8 protein-coding genes and 3 tRNA genes are annotated in these 15,904 nt (G+C 53.4%); 6 read left to right on the forward strand and 5 right to left on the reverse strand.

All coding sequences use genetic code 11. The features are described 5' to 3' along the window. Positions 1-22 precede the first annotated feature (22 nt). Genes DCX48_18675 through DCX48_18685 form a run of 3 tightly spaced genes read left to right on the forward strand, consistent with a single transcriptional unit; the run spans position 23 to position 8,438 of the window. Positions 23-2,971 (forward strand): pitrilysin, encoded by a 2,949-nt coding sequence (locus DCX48_18675; protein ID QXE16353.1) that lies wholly within the window; start codon positions 23-25, stop codon positions 2,969-2,971. After that, positions 2,968-6,579, forward strand: a complete 3,612-nt coding sequence (locus DCX48_18680; GenBank protein QXE16354.1) for an exodeoxyribonuclease V subunit beta — start codon at positions 2,968-2,970, stop codon at positions 6,577-6,579. Before DCX48_18675 ends, DCX48_18680 begins: the two co-directional genes overlap by 4 nt. Continuing rightward, positions 6,576-8,438: an exodeoxyribonuclease V subunit alpha gene (locus tag DCX48_18685; GenBank protein ID QXE16355.1), complete on the forward strand. Its 1,863-nt coding sequence runs from the start codon at positions 6,576-6,578 to the stop codon at positions 8,436-8,438. The genes DCX48_18680 and DCX48_18685 overlap by 4 nt, the downstream gene beginning before the upstream one ends. 82 nt (positions 8,439-8,520) lie before the next feature. Here DCX48_18685 and DCX48_18690 read toward each other — a convergent pair whose 3' ends face one another. After that, positions 8,521-9,543 (reverse strand): LacI family DNA-binding transcriptional regulator, encoded by a 1,023-nt coding sequence (locus DCX48_18690; protein ID QXE16356.1) that lies wholly within the window; start codon positions 9,541-9,543, stop codon positions 8,521-8,523. Positions 9,544-9,867: 324 nt separating this feature from the next. Here DCX48_18690 and DCX48_18695 point away from each other — a divergent pair, with 324 nt between their 5' ends. Next, positions 9,868-11,064 (forward strand): L-talarate/galactarate dehydratase, encoded by a 1,197-nt coding sequence (locus tag DCX48_18695; protein ID QXE16357.1) that lies wholly within the window; start codon positions 9,868-9,870, stop codon positions 11,062-11,064. 64 nt (positions 11,065-11,128) lie between these two features. Here the strand turns inward: DCX48_18695 and DCX48_18700 are convergent, their stop codons facing one another. Further along, complete coding sequence (locus tag DCX48_18700) at positions 11,129-12,454, reverse strand: amino-acid N-acetyltransferase (GenBank protein ID QXE16358.1); 1,326 nt, start codon at positions 12,452-12,454, stop codon at positions 11,129-11,131. 277 nt (positions 12,455-12,731) lie between these two features. On the opposite strand from DCX48_18700, the gene DCX48_18705 reads away from it, so the two are divergent. Then, positions 12,732-13,976 carry an N-acetylmuramoyl-L-alanine amidase gene (locus DCX48_18705; protein QXE16359.1) on the forward strand — a complete coding sequence of 415 codons (1,245 nt, stop codon included), beginning with the start codon at positions 12,732-12,734 and terminating at the stop codon, positions 13,974-13,976. A gap of 172 nt (positions 13,977-14,148) precedes the next feature. Here DCX48_18705 and DCX48_18710 read toward each other — a convergent pair. From DCX48_18710 to DCX48_18720, 3 genes are all read right to left on the reverse strand, one after another. After that, positions 14,149-14,225 (reverse strand) — tRNA-Met (locus DCX48_18710). A gap of 48 nt (positions 14,226-14,273) precedes the next feature. Continuing rightward, positions 14,274-14,350 (reverse strand) — tRNA-Met (locus DCX48_18715). A 48-nt stretch (positions 14,351-14,398) separates the two neighbouring features. Beyond that, positions 14,399-14,475 (reverse strand) — tRNA-Met (locus DCX48_18720). Between the two features lie 270 nt (positions 14,476-14,745). On the opposite strand from DCX48_18720, the gene mltA reads away from it, so the two are divergent. After that, positions 14,746-15,876 (forward strand): murein transglycosylase A, encoded by a 1,131-nt coding sequence (mltA, locus tag DCX48_18725; GenBank protein QXE16360.1) that lies wholly within the window; start codon positions 14,746-14,748, stop codon positions 15,874-15,876. The last annotated feature ends 28 nt before the right edge of the window (positions 15,877-15,904 follow it).

A 15,904-nucleotide genomic window follows, 5' to 3' on the forward strand; every position in this document is an offset into this window, starting at 1 on the left:
GGATATGAGGTTGGAGAATTGCATGCGTAAACAGTGGGTCTGGATTACCGGGTGGTTTCTTTTATTCACATTCTGGCTTCCGGCGAGTTGGGCTGAAACGGGTTGGCAACCGCTGGCTCAGACGATTCGAAAAAGCGAAAAAGATCCGCGACAATATCAGGCGATTAAACTGGATAACGGAATGACGGTTCTGTTGGTTTCCGATCCACAGGCACCCAAGTCGCTGGCATCACTGGCGCTGCCTATTGGCTCGCTGGACGATCCCAATAATCAACTCGGGTTAGCGCACTACCTCGAACACATGGTGTTGATGGGCTCGAAACGTTACCCAGAACCAGAGGCGCTTTCCGAGTTTTTGAAAAAGCATGGCGGTAGCCACAATGCCAGTACGGCGTCTTACCGCACGGCATTTTATCTGGAAGTGGAAAACGATGCGCTGCGGCCTGCCGTGGATCGGATGGCCGATGCTATCGCGGAGCCGCTGCTCGATCCGGTAAACGCCGATCGCGAGCGTAATGCGGTCAATGCGGAATTGACGATGGCGCGTTCACGTGACGGTCACCGCATGGCACAGGTAGGGGCGGAAACATTGAATCCTGCGCACCCAAGCGCACGTTTTTCAGGCGGTAATCTTGAAACCCTGAGCGATAAACCCGGCAGCAAACTGCATGATGAGCTGGTGAAGTTCTACCAGCAATACTACTCAGCCAACCTGATGAAAGGGGTGATTTATAGCAATCAACCTCTGCCTGAACTGGCGAAACTGGCTGTCGACACATTCGGGCGTATTGCCAATCACAACGCTAGCATCCCTGCGGTTACGGTTCCCGTAACGACGGAGAAGCAGCGTGGCGTAATGATTCACTATGTTCCTGCCCAGCCGAGAAAACAGCTGCGTATTGAGTTTCGCGTCAGCGATATTAGCCAGGAATTCCGTAGTAAGACGGATACCTATATCAGCTATCTGCTCGGCAATCGCAGCCAGAATACGCTCTCCGACTGGCTGCAAAAGGAAGGGTTGGTTGAGTCTATTGGTGCCGGTTCTTCACCGATAATCGACCGCAACGGCGGGATGTTCGCTATTTCAGCCTCGCTGACCGACAAAGGCTTGGCGCAACGCGACGAAGTGATTGCAGCCATATTCCGTTACCTGCAACAAATCCGTACCGAAGGGATTCAACAGCGTTATTTTGATGAGATCGCACATGTTATGGATCTGGATTTCCGCTATCCGTCCATCAGCCGGGATATGGATTACATCGAGTGGCTGGTTGATACCATGCTGCGCGTGCCGGTCGAGCACACGCTGGATGCGCAGTATGTGGCGGATCGCTACGATCCGAAGGCTATCGCCGCACGACTGGATGAGATGACGCCGCAGAATGCGCGTGTTTGGGTCATCAGCCCGAATGAGCCTCATAATAAGGTCGCCTATTTTGTCGATGCGCCGTACGAGATGGATAAAATCCCGTCTGCGACCTTTGCAAAATGGAAAACGCTGGGTCAGAAAATGTCGTTGTCGTTGCCAACGATCAACCCTTACATCCCGGATGATTTCTCTCTGATCAACACGGATAAGGCGATGACTAAACCGACGCTCCTGCTGAATCAGCCGGGGTTGCGCGTGCTGTACATGCCAAGCCACTACTTCGCCGATGAGCCAAAAGCAGAGATCACACTGTTTCTCCGTAATCAGGAAGCACGCAGTACCGCCCGTAATCAGGTGCTGTTTGCGTTAAACGATTATCTGGCCGGTCTGGCGTTGGATGAACTGAGCTATCAGGCGTCGATTGGTGGCATCAGTTTCTCTACCCGCAGCAATGATGGCCTGGTGATTAGTGCAGATGGCTATACCCAACATTTGCCACGGTTGCTACTGACGTTGGCGGATGGCTATGCCTCCTTTACCTCGACGGAAGCACAGTTGGAGCAGGCTAAATCCTGGTACTTGCAGCAGTTGGATGCAGTCGAGAAATCAAAAGCCTTTGAACAGGCGCTACAGCCGATTCAGGCGGTATCGCAACTGCCTTACTTCGAGCGTGGAGAACGTCGTAAGCTGTTGAAAGATATCCGTTTACAGGATGTGGTTAACTACCGCAACGATCTGCTGCAAAAAGCCACGCCGGAAATGCTGGTCGTCGGCAATCTGGCACCAGAGCGGGTAACCGAACTGGCGAACACGCTGAAAGCGCATCTGAAGGCTAACGGCGAAAATCTGTCGCGCAGTGATGATGTTAAAGTCAGTAAGCCGCAGCTTGCCAACCTACAGCGCCCAGGCAGCAGCACAGATTCTGCGTTAGCGGCGGTGTATGTGCCGACTGGCTACTCGGAAACACAAAGCATGGCCTATGGCTCGGTGCTGGGGCAGATCGTTCAACCTTGGTTCTATAGCCAACTGAGAACGGAAGAGCAGTTGGGCTATGCGGTGTTTGCCTTCCCGACGACCGTTGGCCGACAGATGGGAATCGGCTTCCTATTGCAAAGCAATAGCAAACAACCCGCTTATTTGTATCAGCGCTATGAAGACTTTTTCCTGAAAGCGCAAAAGCGACTGCGTGAGATGAGTGAAGACGAGTTTGCGCAGTATAAGCAAGGCGTGATGAATGAACTGAGCCAGCGTCCGCAAACATTGGGCGAAGAGGCCAGCCGACTGCGTAGCGATTTGGATCGGGAAAATTTTGCTTTTGATTCGCGCGAGAAATTGCTCGAACAAATCAAGCCGCTGACCGTGAAGCAACTGGCAGATTTCTTCCAGCAGGCGCTGAAGCCTGAAGGTCTGGCGGTGCTGTCGCAGGTTTCCGGTAGCCATCATGGTAAAGCTGACTATGCTGCACCGAAAGGGTGGCATACCTACGCGGATGCGTCTTCATTGCAGAAAACGTTGCCGCGTGAGAAAGCTCCCACGATGATCCCTGCACCAGCAGCACAGCCAGCGGCATCGGAAGCTGTCGGTAAGGTTTCAGCAGAATGAAAAATGCCGCGCCGCAATCATTAGACGTCATGACGTTGCCGCTCTTAGGAGAGCGGCTGATTGAGGCGTCGGCTGGAACGGGGAAAACCTATACGCTGGCTGCGCTCTATCTACGTCTGCTGTTGGGGCTGGGTAAGCAAGCCGCGTATCCACGGCCGTTACTGGTCGAAGAAATTCTGGTTGTGACCTTTACGGAGGCCGCGACCGAAGAGCTACGCGAACGCATTCGTGCCAGAATTCACGCGTTGCGCATTGCCTGCCTGCGTAAAAACGCGCAGGTTCAATCGGCGCAGGAACCTAAGGATAGCTCGCTAGCACAGCTGCTGGCGGAGATTGCGGATCATCGAGAGGCCGCCGATGTATTATTGGCAGCCGAACGGCAAATGGACGAAGCGGCGATCTACACGATCCACGGTTTCTGCCAACGTATGCTCAGTACCAATGCGTTTGAATCCGGCGTGCTTTTTGAACAGGTGCTGATAGAAGATGAGCAGCCGTTACGCCGTCAGGCCTGCGCTGATTTCTGGCGTCGCTATTGTTATCCGCTGCCGGTAGACGTTGCGCGTATTGTCGGTCTGGAGTGGAAAGGGCCGGAGAATTTGCTGGCCGATCTGGCGCCTTATCTGCACGGTGAAGCGCCTGCGTTTCGCTTGCCGCCAGAAGAGGACGAAACGTTGCTGAGTCGACATGAGAAAATCGTGGCGACGATCGACGCTTACAAACAACGCTGGCTGGCGTCAGCACCGGAGTTGGAAGCACTGATCAGTGCTTCTGGTGTCGATAAACGCAGCTATAGCAGTAAGCATCTTCCCAACTGGCTACAGAAAGTCACGTTGTGGGCTGAGCAACCGACGCTGGATTATCAACTGCCGAAAGATCTAGTGAGGTTTGCCCAGCAAACGTTAATTGAGAAGACGAAGAAAGGTGAACCGCCCGTTCATGTCATCTTTGAGGTAACAGAGCGGCTGCTGGAAACGCCGCTATCGCTGCGTGATTTGGTTATTGTACGTGCGCTGTCGGCAATTAGGGATTCTGTGCGTGAAGAAAAACGGCAGCGTGCGGAACTGGGGTTTGACGATCTGCTGAGCCGTTTGGATGATGCATTGCAACAGCCGAGTGGCGAACAGCTTGCCAATGCCATTCGTGAGCGTTATCCGGTGGCGATGATCGATGAGTTTCAGGATACCGACCCCCAACAATATCGTATTTTCCGCACGCTTTATGTCGGGCAGCCGCAATGTGGCCTATTATTGATCGGTGACCCTAAGCAGGCCATTTATGCGTTTCGCGGTGCGGATATTTTTACCTATATGCACGCGCGTGGAGAAGTGGCTGCACATTATACGCTGGGCACGAACTGGCGTTCGTCGCACCAGATGGTGCGCGGTGTTAATCGCCTTTTTGAACGTCTCGAACATTCTTTTATTTTTCACAATATCCCTTTTCTGCCGGTCAAGCCTGCGGAATCTAAGCGCGGTTTGGTATTTGACGTTGCCGGACAGCCTCAGCCTGCGTTGCAATTCTGGCTAACGGGTGAAGAACCTATTGGCGTAGGGGATTATCAGCAGCAGATGGCGCGCCAGTGTGCGGCGCAGATTCGTGACTGGCTAGCCGCCAGTCAGCGCAATGAGGCCTGGCTGGTAACCGATGATTCCCGGCGTTTGGTCAAAGCCTCTGACATGAGCGTGCTGGTGCGTAGCCGACGTGAAGCCTCGCTGATTCGTGATGCGCTGAGCCGTTTGTCCATTCCCTCGGTGTACCTGTCCAATCGCGATAGCGTGTTCACTACGCCTGAAGCCAGCGATATCTTGTGGTTGTTGCAGGCGGTGTTGGCACCCGAGCAGGAGCGCACGTTACGTAGCGCCATGGCGACGGCTCTAATGGGGCTGGATGCCGAACAAGTTGATGCCTTAGGGCAAAGCGAAACCGCGTGGGATGCGCTGGTGGACGAGTTTGCTGGCTACCGTGCGCTGTGGCGTCAACGGGGTGTACTGCCAATGCTGCGTGCGCTGATGAGCCACCATCAATTGGCGGAGAACCTGCTCGCGAGTGCTGAGGGGGAACGCCGCATTACCGATATTTTGCATATCGGTGAGTTGTTGCAGGATGCCTCGGCAACGCTCGACAGCGAACACGCACTGGTGCGCTGGCTATCGCAACAGATTGTCCAGCCTAATCCGCAGGCAGAAAACCAACAGCTGCGTCTGGAAAGCGACCGCCATCTGGTGCAGATCGTGACGATCCATAAATCGAAAGGGCTGGAGTATCCTCTGGTGTGGCTACCTTTCATCAGCAATTTCCGCGTGCAGGATCAGGGGATTTATCACGATCGCGATAGCTATCAGGCCGTGTTGGATCTGCAAAATAATGAAGAAAGTCAGACGCTGGCGGAAGAAGAGCGGCTGGCGGAAGATTTGCGTTTGCTGTATGTCGCACTCACCCGTTCTATCTACCACTGTAGCGTTGGCGTTGCGCCCGTTCAGCGGTCGCGTAAGAAAGATGGCAGCAGTGATATGCACCATAGTGCGCTGGGCTATTTGCTCCAGCGGGGTCAAGAGGCGGATGTCGCTACGTTGGTCAGCGAGCTTGAGGGAATGGTGGGCGACGGTGTCGCATTGACACGACTACAGGCGACGGAAGCGCAGCGCTGGCAACCGGAACAACCAGAATTACCAGAGCTGCGGGCTCGCCATATTGAGCGCCAACTGCGTGACGGCTGGCGAGTAACCAGTTATTCGGGGCTTCAGCAACATGGTGCTGCAAACGCACAGGATCTGGTGCCGCGTCTGGATATTGAAGCGATAGGTGAACGTCAGGAAGCGGGTGAAACCCAATTGACGCCGCATACGTTCCCGCGTGGTGCGAGTCCGGGGACGTTTTTGCATAGCCTGTTTGAAACGCTGGATTTTACCCAACCCGTTGATGATGACTGGCTGGCCGAACAGTTGCAGCTTCAGGGGTTTGAAGCGCACTGGCATCCGGTGTTGAAGGCATGGATGGATACGCTTTTGAATACGCCGCTTAACGAGCAAGGGATTACGCTATCGGCGCTGGATAATTCGGATAAGCAGGCTGAACTACAGTTCTATATACCGATTAAGGCACCGATACAGGCGGCGCAGCTTGATCGGTTGGCAAAGCACTACGACCCGCTCTCCGCACAGTGTCCGGCGCTCTCTTTTCAGCAGGTTAAAGGCATGCTGAAAGGGTTTATCGATCTGGTCTTTCGCTGGGAAGGACGTTACTACCTGCTGGACTACAAATCCAATTGGCTTGGCCCTGAGGCCAGTGCTTACACTCAGACTGCCATGGCGCAGTCGATGGCCGAGCACCGCTATGACTTGCAATATCAGCTTTACACGTTGGCTCTGCATCGCTATCTGCGTCATCGCATTGCGGATTATGACTATGAGCGCCATTTTGGCGGGGTGTTTTATCTGTTTTTACGCGGTGTTGAGGAATCCCACCCCGGTAATGGCATCTTTGCTTTTCGCCCTCCTGCTGAATTTGTTTTCGGGCTTGATGCATTGTTCGAAGGTGATGTGTTCAACGGTGATGTGTTTAAGGGAAGGGCACCTGATGATGCTGACACAGGAGTTTCATCATGATTGCCTTGCTTGAAATAGCGCAAGCGCGGCGGTTGCTGCGCCCGCTGGATATCCAGTTTGCCAGAATGTTGGCAGATGACACGCAGCCTGAACTGTTGCTGGCCGCCGCCTGCCTGAGTGCACATTCGGGCGCGGGGCACGTGTGTCTACCGTTGGAAAACTTGCAGGCGCAGACGCTATTTGACGGTCGTGAACCTGAACTGGCGCAACAGCTGATCACAGAATCTGGGATCAACACGGTTGCCGTATGGCAGCAACGTTTGCTGGCGTCCGATGCCGTTAGCGACGGCAGCAAACCGACGCCTCTGGTGCTGCAAGGCGAAAAACTTTATTTACAGCGTAGCTGGCAGAGTGAAGGGCGCGTAGCGCAGTTTATCGCTAGCGAGCGTGATTCTATGTCGATCGATGAACCTGCGATTCGGGCGGTACTGGATCGGCTGTTTCCTGATACCGGCGAAGAAATTGATTGGCAGAAAGTGGCCGCCGCTGTTGCGTTGACGCGCCGTATTGCGGTTATTTCCGGTGGACCGGGGACGGGGAAAACGACGACGGTTGCCAAGCTGCTGGCGGCGCTGATTGAGCTGAACACGGGAGAGGCGTTACGTATTCAATTAGCTGCGCCTACCGGAAAGGCAGCCGCGCGGCTAACGGAATCGCTGGGGTTGGCATTGCACCGTCTGGCGGTGGATCAACGACAGCGAGAGGCGTTTCCGCAGGAAGCGACAACGCTGCATCGCCTTTTAGGTGCGGTAACGGATAGCCAGCGCCTGCGTCACCATCAGGGAAATCCACTTCATCTGGATGTGCTGATTGTGGATGAGGCTTCGATGGTTGATTTGCCGATGATGGCGAATGTGATCGCCGCACTTCCGGCACAGGCCAGAATTATCTTTCTGGGCGATCGCGATCAGCTGGCGTCCGTCGAGGCGGGGGCGGTGTTAGGTGACATCTGTCGTTTTGCTGAGGCTGGCTATAGCCGTGCGCGGGCGCAGCAGTTGCAGCGGTTAACGGGCTGCGCACTGGATGAGAGCGGCCCCGAAGGGCAGACAACGGTCAGTGACAGTATTTGCCTGTTACGACGGAGCTATCGCTTCGATCCACATTCCGGTATTGGACAACTGGCGCTGGCGGTGAACGGCGGCGATGATGCCCGCGTGCGTGCGGTGCTGAACGGCGAGTTTGCTGATATCACCTGTAGCCCGTTAGCCGAGGCTGAAGAGTATCAGGCGATGCTGGCACAGTGCGTCGAAGGGTATCGTGATTATCTCGATCTTATTGCAGCGGGAGCGACACCAGATGCTGTGCTGCATGCTTTCCAGCGTTATCGCCAACTGTGTGCGTTGCGCGAAGGGCCGTTTGGCGTAGCGGGACTCAATCAGCGCATCGAGCAGGCTTTGCATCAGTCTGGGCTGATTCAGCGCAGTCGCAACCCGCTTAACCGCTGGTATCCCGGCCGACCGGTGATGATTGGACGTAATGATGCCGCGTTGGGTCTGTTCAATGGCGATATCGGTATCGCCATGACGGGAGAAGGTGGAGAGCTGCGTGTGTTTTTCCCTTTGCCGAATGGCGAAACCAAAGATGTTACGCCAAGCCGTCTGCCGCCGCATGAAACGGCCTATGCGATGACGGTGCATAAATCGCAGGGATCGGAGTTCGAGCATACTGCGCTGGTGCTGCCGAACCACTATTTACCCGTGCTGACGCGGGAGTTGGTGTATACCGCTATCACGCGTGCGCGCCAGCGTTTGTCACTCTATACCGATGTCCGAATTCTCTGTCGGGCGGTGAAAACGCCAACGCAGCGCTATAGCGGGTTGGAAGAGAGAATTAGCGCGTTCATTAATGGAACGCGGTAGCCTAAATAATTCGGTTTGAAAGGCAAGGCGTTAGCATTTTGAACAACGCATATGCAGCGTGAAGTATGTGACGGTGATAACGTCAGGCGGACTCGCGCTCAATGAGTGAAAAGCCGATATCCATGACGGGTGAGGGCACGTTCTTCCCCTCAATCTTTTCCGCTAACATTGCCGCGGCATCGGTGCCGATCTTCCAGCGATCGATCCTGACTGTGGTAATGCTTGGCGTGTTGTGTGCCGCGAAATCAAGATCGCCAAATCCCATGACTGCCAGTTTCTTCGGCACCGCTAATCCTCTGGCGGCGGCTTCGATAATCACACCCTGCGCCAGCGTATCGGAACTGCAAATGATGGCATCAAAAGCCTCGCTATCGGCGAGAAGTTCGCTCAGTCCTTGCCGCCCTAACGCAAGCGTCGCGGGCCAGGGGGCGATAGCTTCACGCACATAGTTTCCCGACTGTTTTTGTATGGCGTCGTAAATGCCTTTCTTACGCAGTCCGGCGCGCGCGTCTTCTGTCCAGACAAGGCCGAAGCGCGAATGTCCCTTACCGATCAAATACTGCCCGATGGCATTCCCGATGCTTTCATGGGAAAAACCGACCAGCATATCGAGTGGTGTCGGAGTCAAATCCCAGATTTCAACGACGGGGATTGCGGCGTTGAGGAGGAGTCGCTTGAGCTCGGGCGTGTGGTGAATACCAGTGAGGACGATGCCGTCCGGGCGGCGCGAAAGCAGAGTGGCGACAATCTCCGCCTCGGATTCATTGGTATAGCCAGAGACGCATAACAGCATGTGATAACCGCGCGCGGCCAGCTCATCGCTGATCGCCTGAACGGTATCAACAAACATGCTGTTATTGATTTGCGGCACGACAACGGCAATCAGCTTGCTGCGTCTGGAAGCCAGTCCGCCCGCTAACATATTGGGGATGTAGCCCGTGGCACGGACGGCTTCTATCACCTTGTTCACGGTTTCCGCACGAACAATTTTCGGGTTGTTCAGGGCGCGGCTGACGGTCATGGGAGAAATGCCTGCGGCGCGAGCCACATCTTCAAGCGTGGGCGCTCGAGGCGGAGTGCTGCTGGCGTTCTTATCGCGTTTCAATCACAGGTTCCCTTTTGAGCTGCGCGCACATTCACATGTTGTGGGATTATCGTTGATGGTACATCGGTTTTCCAGTCACCCGTGTTTTTAGCAAACTGCCGAATTTTCTCGTTTTTTCGCGTTGGCAATTGAACTTCCCGCTTCGTATTTTCGTTTTATCCTCTTACTTTTTGTGGTGATTGCGCAATCATTATTTGGTTGTTTGAGATATGTAATGGCATTTTAATGATTGATTTGTGATCTATATTGCATGTTTTTTCTTCATTTATCGCTATCTTCCTTTTGGTTAATAAATGTTAGCGCAATCATTTTATGAGGTGATACATGACCATCAGTGCAAATTCAGCGGCGGTTAGCTATGCAAAAGTCACGAACGTCAGAACGGCTGCCGAGTCAGGCGATCGAATCGAATGGGTAAAACTCTCTCTGGCATTTTTGCCGCTGGCAACGCCGGTTAGCGATGCGAAAGTGCTGACAGGCAGGCAAAAGCCGCTGACTGAAGTGGCAATTATTTTTGCGGAAATTCGTAGTCGTGATGGATTTGAAGGGGTGGGATTCAGCTACTCCAAGCGGGCGGGTGGGCAAGGCATCTACGCTCACGCGAAAGAGATTGCGGATAACCTGCTAGGCGAAGATCCGAACGATATCGATAAGATCTATACCAAACTGCTGTGGGCTGGGGCATCGGTTGGCCGCAGCGGAATGGCGGTGCAGGCTATTTCTCCGCTCGACATTGCACTGTGGGACATGAAAGCTAAGCGTGCAGGTTTGCCTTTGTCGAAGCTGTTGGGTTCACATCGTGATTCCGTACAGTGCTACAACACTTCTGGCGGTTTCCTGCATACGCCGTTGGATCAGGTATTAAAAAATGTCGTGATCTCCCGCGAAAGTGGTATCGGTGGGATAAAACTGAAAGTTGGTCAGCCGAATACGGCGGAGGATATCCGTCGTCTCACGGCGGTACGCGAAGCGTTAGGAGACGACTTCCCGCTGATGGTGGATGCTAATCAGCAGTGGGATCGCGAAACGGCGATTCGGATGGGCAGAAAGATGGAAGCCTTTAATCTGGTCTGGATTGAAGAGCCGCTGGATGCCTACGATGTAGAAGGTCATGCGGCGCTGACGGCAGCGCTGGATACGCCGATTGCCACGGGTGAGATGTTGACCAGTTTCCGCGAGCACGAACAGCTGATTCTTGGTAATGCCAGTGATTTTGTTCAGCCTGATGCACCGCGTGTGGGTGGGATTTCTCCTTTCCTGAAAATCATGGATCTGGCGGCAAAACATGGGCGTAAGCTGGCGCCACACTTTGCGATGGAAGTGCATTTGCACCTGGCTGCGGCCTATCCGATTGAACCCTGGCTGGAACATTTCGAATGGCTGAACCCGCTCTTCAACGAGCAGCTAGAGTTGCGTGATGGACGCATGTGGGTGTCCGATCGCCTAGGATTAGGATTTACGCTGAGTGAACAGGCAAGGAAGTGGACGACGCTGAGCTGTGAGTTTGGCAAGCAGCCCTAAACCGATGAAATCATCGTGGCCGATTTTACTATCGGCCACGAGAAGCTTTATTGAATGGAATAATTCAGAGGTCCAGCACCAGAATCTTCGAGCGACGCTGGTAGTTGTACAGCGCCTGTTTTTTCTTCGGCAGCATTTCCACTTCGGCGGGTAAAAAGCCGCGCTCCTGAAACCAGTGGATGCTGTGTGTGGTCAGCACGAACAGCTTTTGTAGACCCTGCTGGCGCGCCTGAGCGGCAACGCGCATTAACAGCATATCGCCACGTGATGAACTGCGGTAATCCGGGTGAACCGCGACGCAGGCCATTTCACCGATGCTTTCTTCCGGGAACGGATAAAGCGCGGCACAGGCGATGGTCAGGTTATCACGTACCACGACGGTGAATTTGTCGATCTCCATTTCCAGCTGTTCACGCGAGCGTCTAACCAGAATGCCTTGTTCTTCCAGCGGACGGATCAATTCCAGAATACCGCCGATGTCATTGATGGTCGCACGGCGAACCTGCTCGGCGCTTTCCATCACGATCTGCGTACCGATTCCGTCGCGTGAGAACAGTTCCTGCAATAGCGCGCCGTCGTCCTGATAGCTGATCAGGTGGCTACGGCGCACGCCGCTACGACAGGCTTTGACTGCACCGCGCAGGAATCTGACCGTACCAGAGTGGTAATCGCCAGCTTGTTCCAGTACATCAATACGCTGCTGCGCATCGTCAGGGAACAGCTCGGAGATGATGCGGCCTTCTTCGTTGGTCACACCCTGTGACGAGCAGAAGCCGATCATCTTCTCTGCTTTCAGCTTAATGGCGAGCTGGGTTGCAACCTCTTCTGAGGTTAAATTGAAACTTTCACCGGTGACTGAAACAGCAACTGGGCCGAGCAGCACAATCGCGCCGCTATTCAACTGGCGGTGAACCGCTTCTTCATCAATACGACGAATACGGCCACTGTGGCAGTAGTCCACACCGTCATCAACGCCAAGCGGCTGCGCGATAATAAAATTACCGCTGACGACATTAATGTGGGCACCTTGTAGCGGCGTGTTGTTCAGGCTCATCGACAGCCGAGCGGTGATGTCCAGTTGCAGCATACCCGCAGCCTGTTTGACCAGCTCCAGCGTGGCGCTGTCGGTGATACGGGTATTTTTATGATAGTGGGGCTCGTAGTGGTGCGTTGTCAGGTTGGCATCAATCTGGGGGCGGGCACCATAAACGACGACCAGCTTGATCCCCAGACTGTGTAACAGCCCAATATCATTTACGATGCTAGAGAAGTTTGCATGTTCAATGGCCTCGCCACCTAACATGATGACAAACGTTTTGCCACGGTGGGCATTGATATAGGGAACTGAATGGCGGAAGCCCTGAACCAGCTCTGTACTACGTTCCTTCACTGTGAGCCCTCTTTGCATTTTTATTCGTAATTTCTGTATTTTTATTCTTTATAGCGTAAAACGCAAGAGGAAGTATTAACCAGAAAAGTGAGGTTAATACTTCAAATTTATGATATCCGCCAGTTATAAGGCCTGTATATGATTTTTGCATGACAGGGCGGAGCAGATTCGTTAAAGTTTTTGACAATTCTTACCTTTATTCATTTTTTGATGGCATATCCAGTGTATTGGCAACACGACAATGCAGGATAGCGCACAGCAATTAGATCGGAGCGGCATGTCTCATTCGAATCATCATCTGACTCGACGGCGTCTATTACAAAGCGCAGCAGCAACCTGGCTATTAAGCGTTAGTGGTGTGGGTTTGGCTGCGACGACACAGGTCATCGCCGTACGCGTCTGGCCGTCTTCGGCCTATACCCGCGTCACGCTGGAATCCAATCATTCGCTGAAATATAAACAGTTTAGCCTCAGTAATCCTGAACGCATCGTGGTGGATATCGAAAATGTTCATCTGAACAGCGTACTAAAGGAAATAGCCAGCCAGTTTCAGCAGGATAACGATCCGCTGATTAAAGAAGCGCGCATCGGACAGTTTGATAAAAGCACGGTGCGTTTGGTGCTGGAGCTTAAGCAGCAGGCGACGGCTAAAGTCTTTACGCTGGGTCCGGTGGCCGAATTCAAGCATCGACTGGTGCTGGATTTGTACCCTGCGGCAGGGCGCTACGACAACGAAGACGATCCGCTACTGGCGCTGCTGGAGGACTACAACAAAGGCGAATTGGAGCGCACGCTGCCAGCGGAAGCACCGAAAGCGGGGAAAGCAGGGCGGGATCGCCCGCTGATTATTATGCTCGATCCCGGCCACGGTGGTGAAGATCCCGGCGCGATCGGCAAGAATAAAACGCGTGAAAAAGACATCGTGTTGCAAATCGCCCGCCGCCTGCGCAAGCTGATCGATAATGAATCCAACATGAAAGCGTATATGACGCGCAATGAAGATGTATTCATTCCGCTACGTGTACGGGTGGCGAAAGCGCGCAAACAGCGTGCCGATTTGTTCATTTCGATTCATGCGGATGCCTTTACTAATCGATCTGCCAGAGGATCGTCGGTTTTTGCACTCTCGAAGAAAGGGGCAACCAGCACCGCTGCCAAATTTTTGGCTGAGACCCAGAACGAATCGGATTTGATCGGTGGGGTGAGCATGAGCGGCGATCGCTATTTGGATCACACCATGTTCGATCTGGTGCAGACCGCGACGATTGGCGACAGCTTGACGTTTGGTAAAGAGATCCTGACCCGGCTGGGTAAGGTGAATCGTCTGCACAAAAACAGCGTCGATCAGGCCGGATTTGCGGTATTGAAAGCCCCCGATATTCCTTCTGTTCTGGTTGAGACGGCATTTATCAGTAATCTGGAAGAAGAGCGCAAGCTGCGCACCAGTCATTTCCAGCAGCAGATTGCCGAATCTATTTTCGCGGGGATTAAAGCCTATTTTGCCAGTCAGGCGGAGCGGTAGTTTGTGTTGTTGGTATCGCTGATGTCGTCAATATTAGGTATGGCCGCGTCTTGTCGGCGCGGTTTAAAGGAAATATGTCGTAGACGAGCGTAGAAGTAGGGCATGTGTAGAAAACATGTGGCGCAGAAAACAAAAAAGCACCCGTTAAGGTGCTTTTTGCTTAAGTCTTAGTTGGTTGCGGGGGCCGGATTTGAACCGACGACCTTCGGGTTATGAGCCCGACGAGCTACCAGGCTGCTCCACCCCGCGTCCGTAATGACTAATCTTCACTGCTTTTGATGGACGACTCACATCAATTGGTTGCGGGGGCCGGATTTGAACCGACGACCTTCGGGTTATGAGCCCGACGAGCTACCAGGCTGCTCCACCCCGCGTCCGTACTGACTTATCTTTACTGCTTTTGATGAACAACTTACATCAATTGGTTGCGGGGGCCGGATTTGAACCGACGACCTTCGGGTTATGAGCCCGACGAGCTACCAGGCTGCTCCACCCCGCGTCCGTGGATGCGCACTATACTCTCCGCGAACATTGATGCAACCTATTTCTGTAAAAAACGCTGTATTTGGCTGTTAGGTGATTGATTTACCGCCGGATGGATTGTTTTGTGAACGTAATGGAGCGATTTACAGAAAATGGCTTCTTGCTATGCCGCGTGGCGAGCCGTTTTTCCTTGCCTCATTGATTTATGCGCTATCCCATTCCTTTCTCGATAGGCGTTTGTTATCGTTCGACGGTAAATTTTTGATGTAAAAAGCGAGCGCAAAAGATGAAGGGACGGTGGGGAAAATATGTGCTGACCGCAGTGGTCATTGCCATTCTGGCGGGGTGCCAATCCAGGCCAACCGATCGCGGGCAGCAATATAAAGATGGTCACCTCAACCAGCCTTTGGAATTGGTGAATGAGCCTAATGCCAAAGGAAAGCCGGTCAATGCGCGGGATTTCATCACCCAAGTTTCGGAGATTCGGTCGGCATCACCGAATCTCTATACGCGTAATAACACAGTTTTTCAGGCGATCGAAAACTGGATGATGTCAGGGGCTGATACCCGCGAACTGAGCAAATTTGGTCTGAACGCCTGGCAGATGGAAGGTGTCGATAACTTTGGTAACGTGCAGTTCACGGGTTACTACACGCCAGTATTGCAGGCACGGCATACCCGTCAGGGGGAATTTCGTCATCCTTTATATGCCATGCCGTCAAAGGGTAAAAATAACCGCCGTCTACCGGATCGTGCCGGAATTTATTCAGGTGCGCTGGATGAGCGACTGGTTCTCGCTTGGACCAACTCGCTGGTTGATAACTTCATGATGGAAGTGCAGGGCAGCGCCTATATTGATTTTGGCGATGGACGCCCGTTAACGTTCTTCGGCTACGCTGGCAAAAATGGCCATGCCTACCGCAGTATTGGTAAGGTGCTGATCGATCGTGGTGAAGTGGCGCGTGAAGATATGTCCATGCAGGCGATTCGCAAGTGGGTGGATCAGCACACCGAATATGAAGTGCGTGAACTGTTTGAGCAGAACCCTTCTTTTGTCTTCTTTAAGCCGATGATGTCTGCGCCAGTGAAAGGAGCAAGCGCCGTGCCGCTGGTGGCGAAAGCTTCCGTCGCTTCTGACCGCTCGCTGATTCCGGCAGGTACTGCCCTGTTAATGGAAGTGCCGCTGTTGGATAACGTTGGCAAATTCACTGGCAAGTATGAGATGCGCCTGATGATTGCGCTTGATGTCGGTGGGGCGATTAAAGGCCAACACTTCGATATGTACCAGGGTATTGGGCCGGACGCGGGGCACTCGGCGGGTTTCTATAACCACTATGGTCGGGTCTGGGTATTGAAGAACGGGCAAAGCAGTACGGCGAATGGCTCAGGCTCGCTGTTAGTCAGTAATCCGCAGTAGCCATCCCTTTCGTTTGAAATCTCAGAAG

It is taken from the genome of Pectobacterium atrosepticum, from assembly GCA_019056595.1.
Classification (GTDB): Bacteria; Pseudomonadota; Gammaproteobacteria; order Enterobacterales; family Enterobacteriaceae; genus Pectobacterium; species Pectobacterium atrosepticum.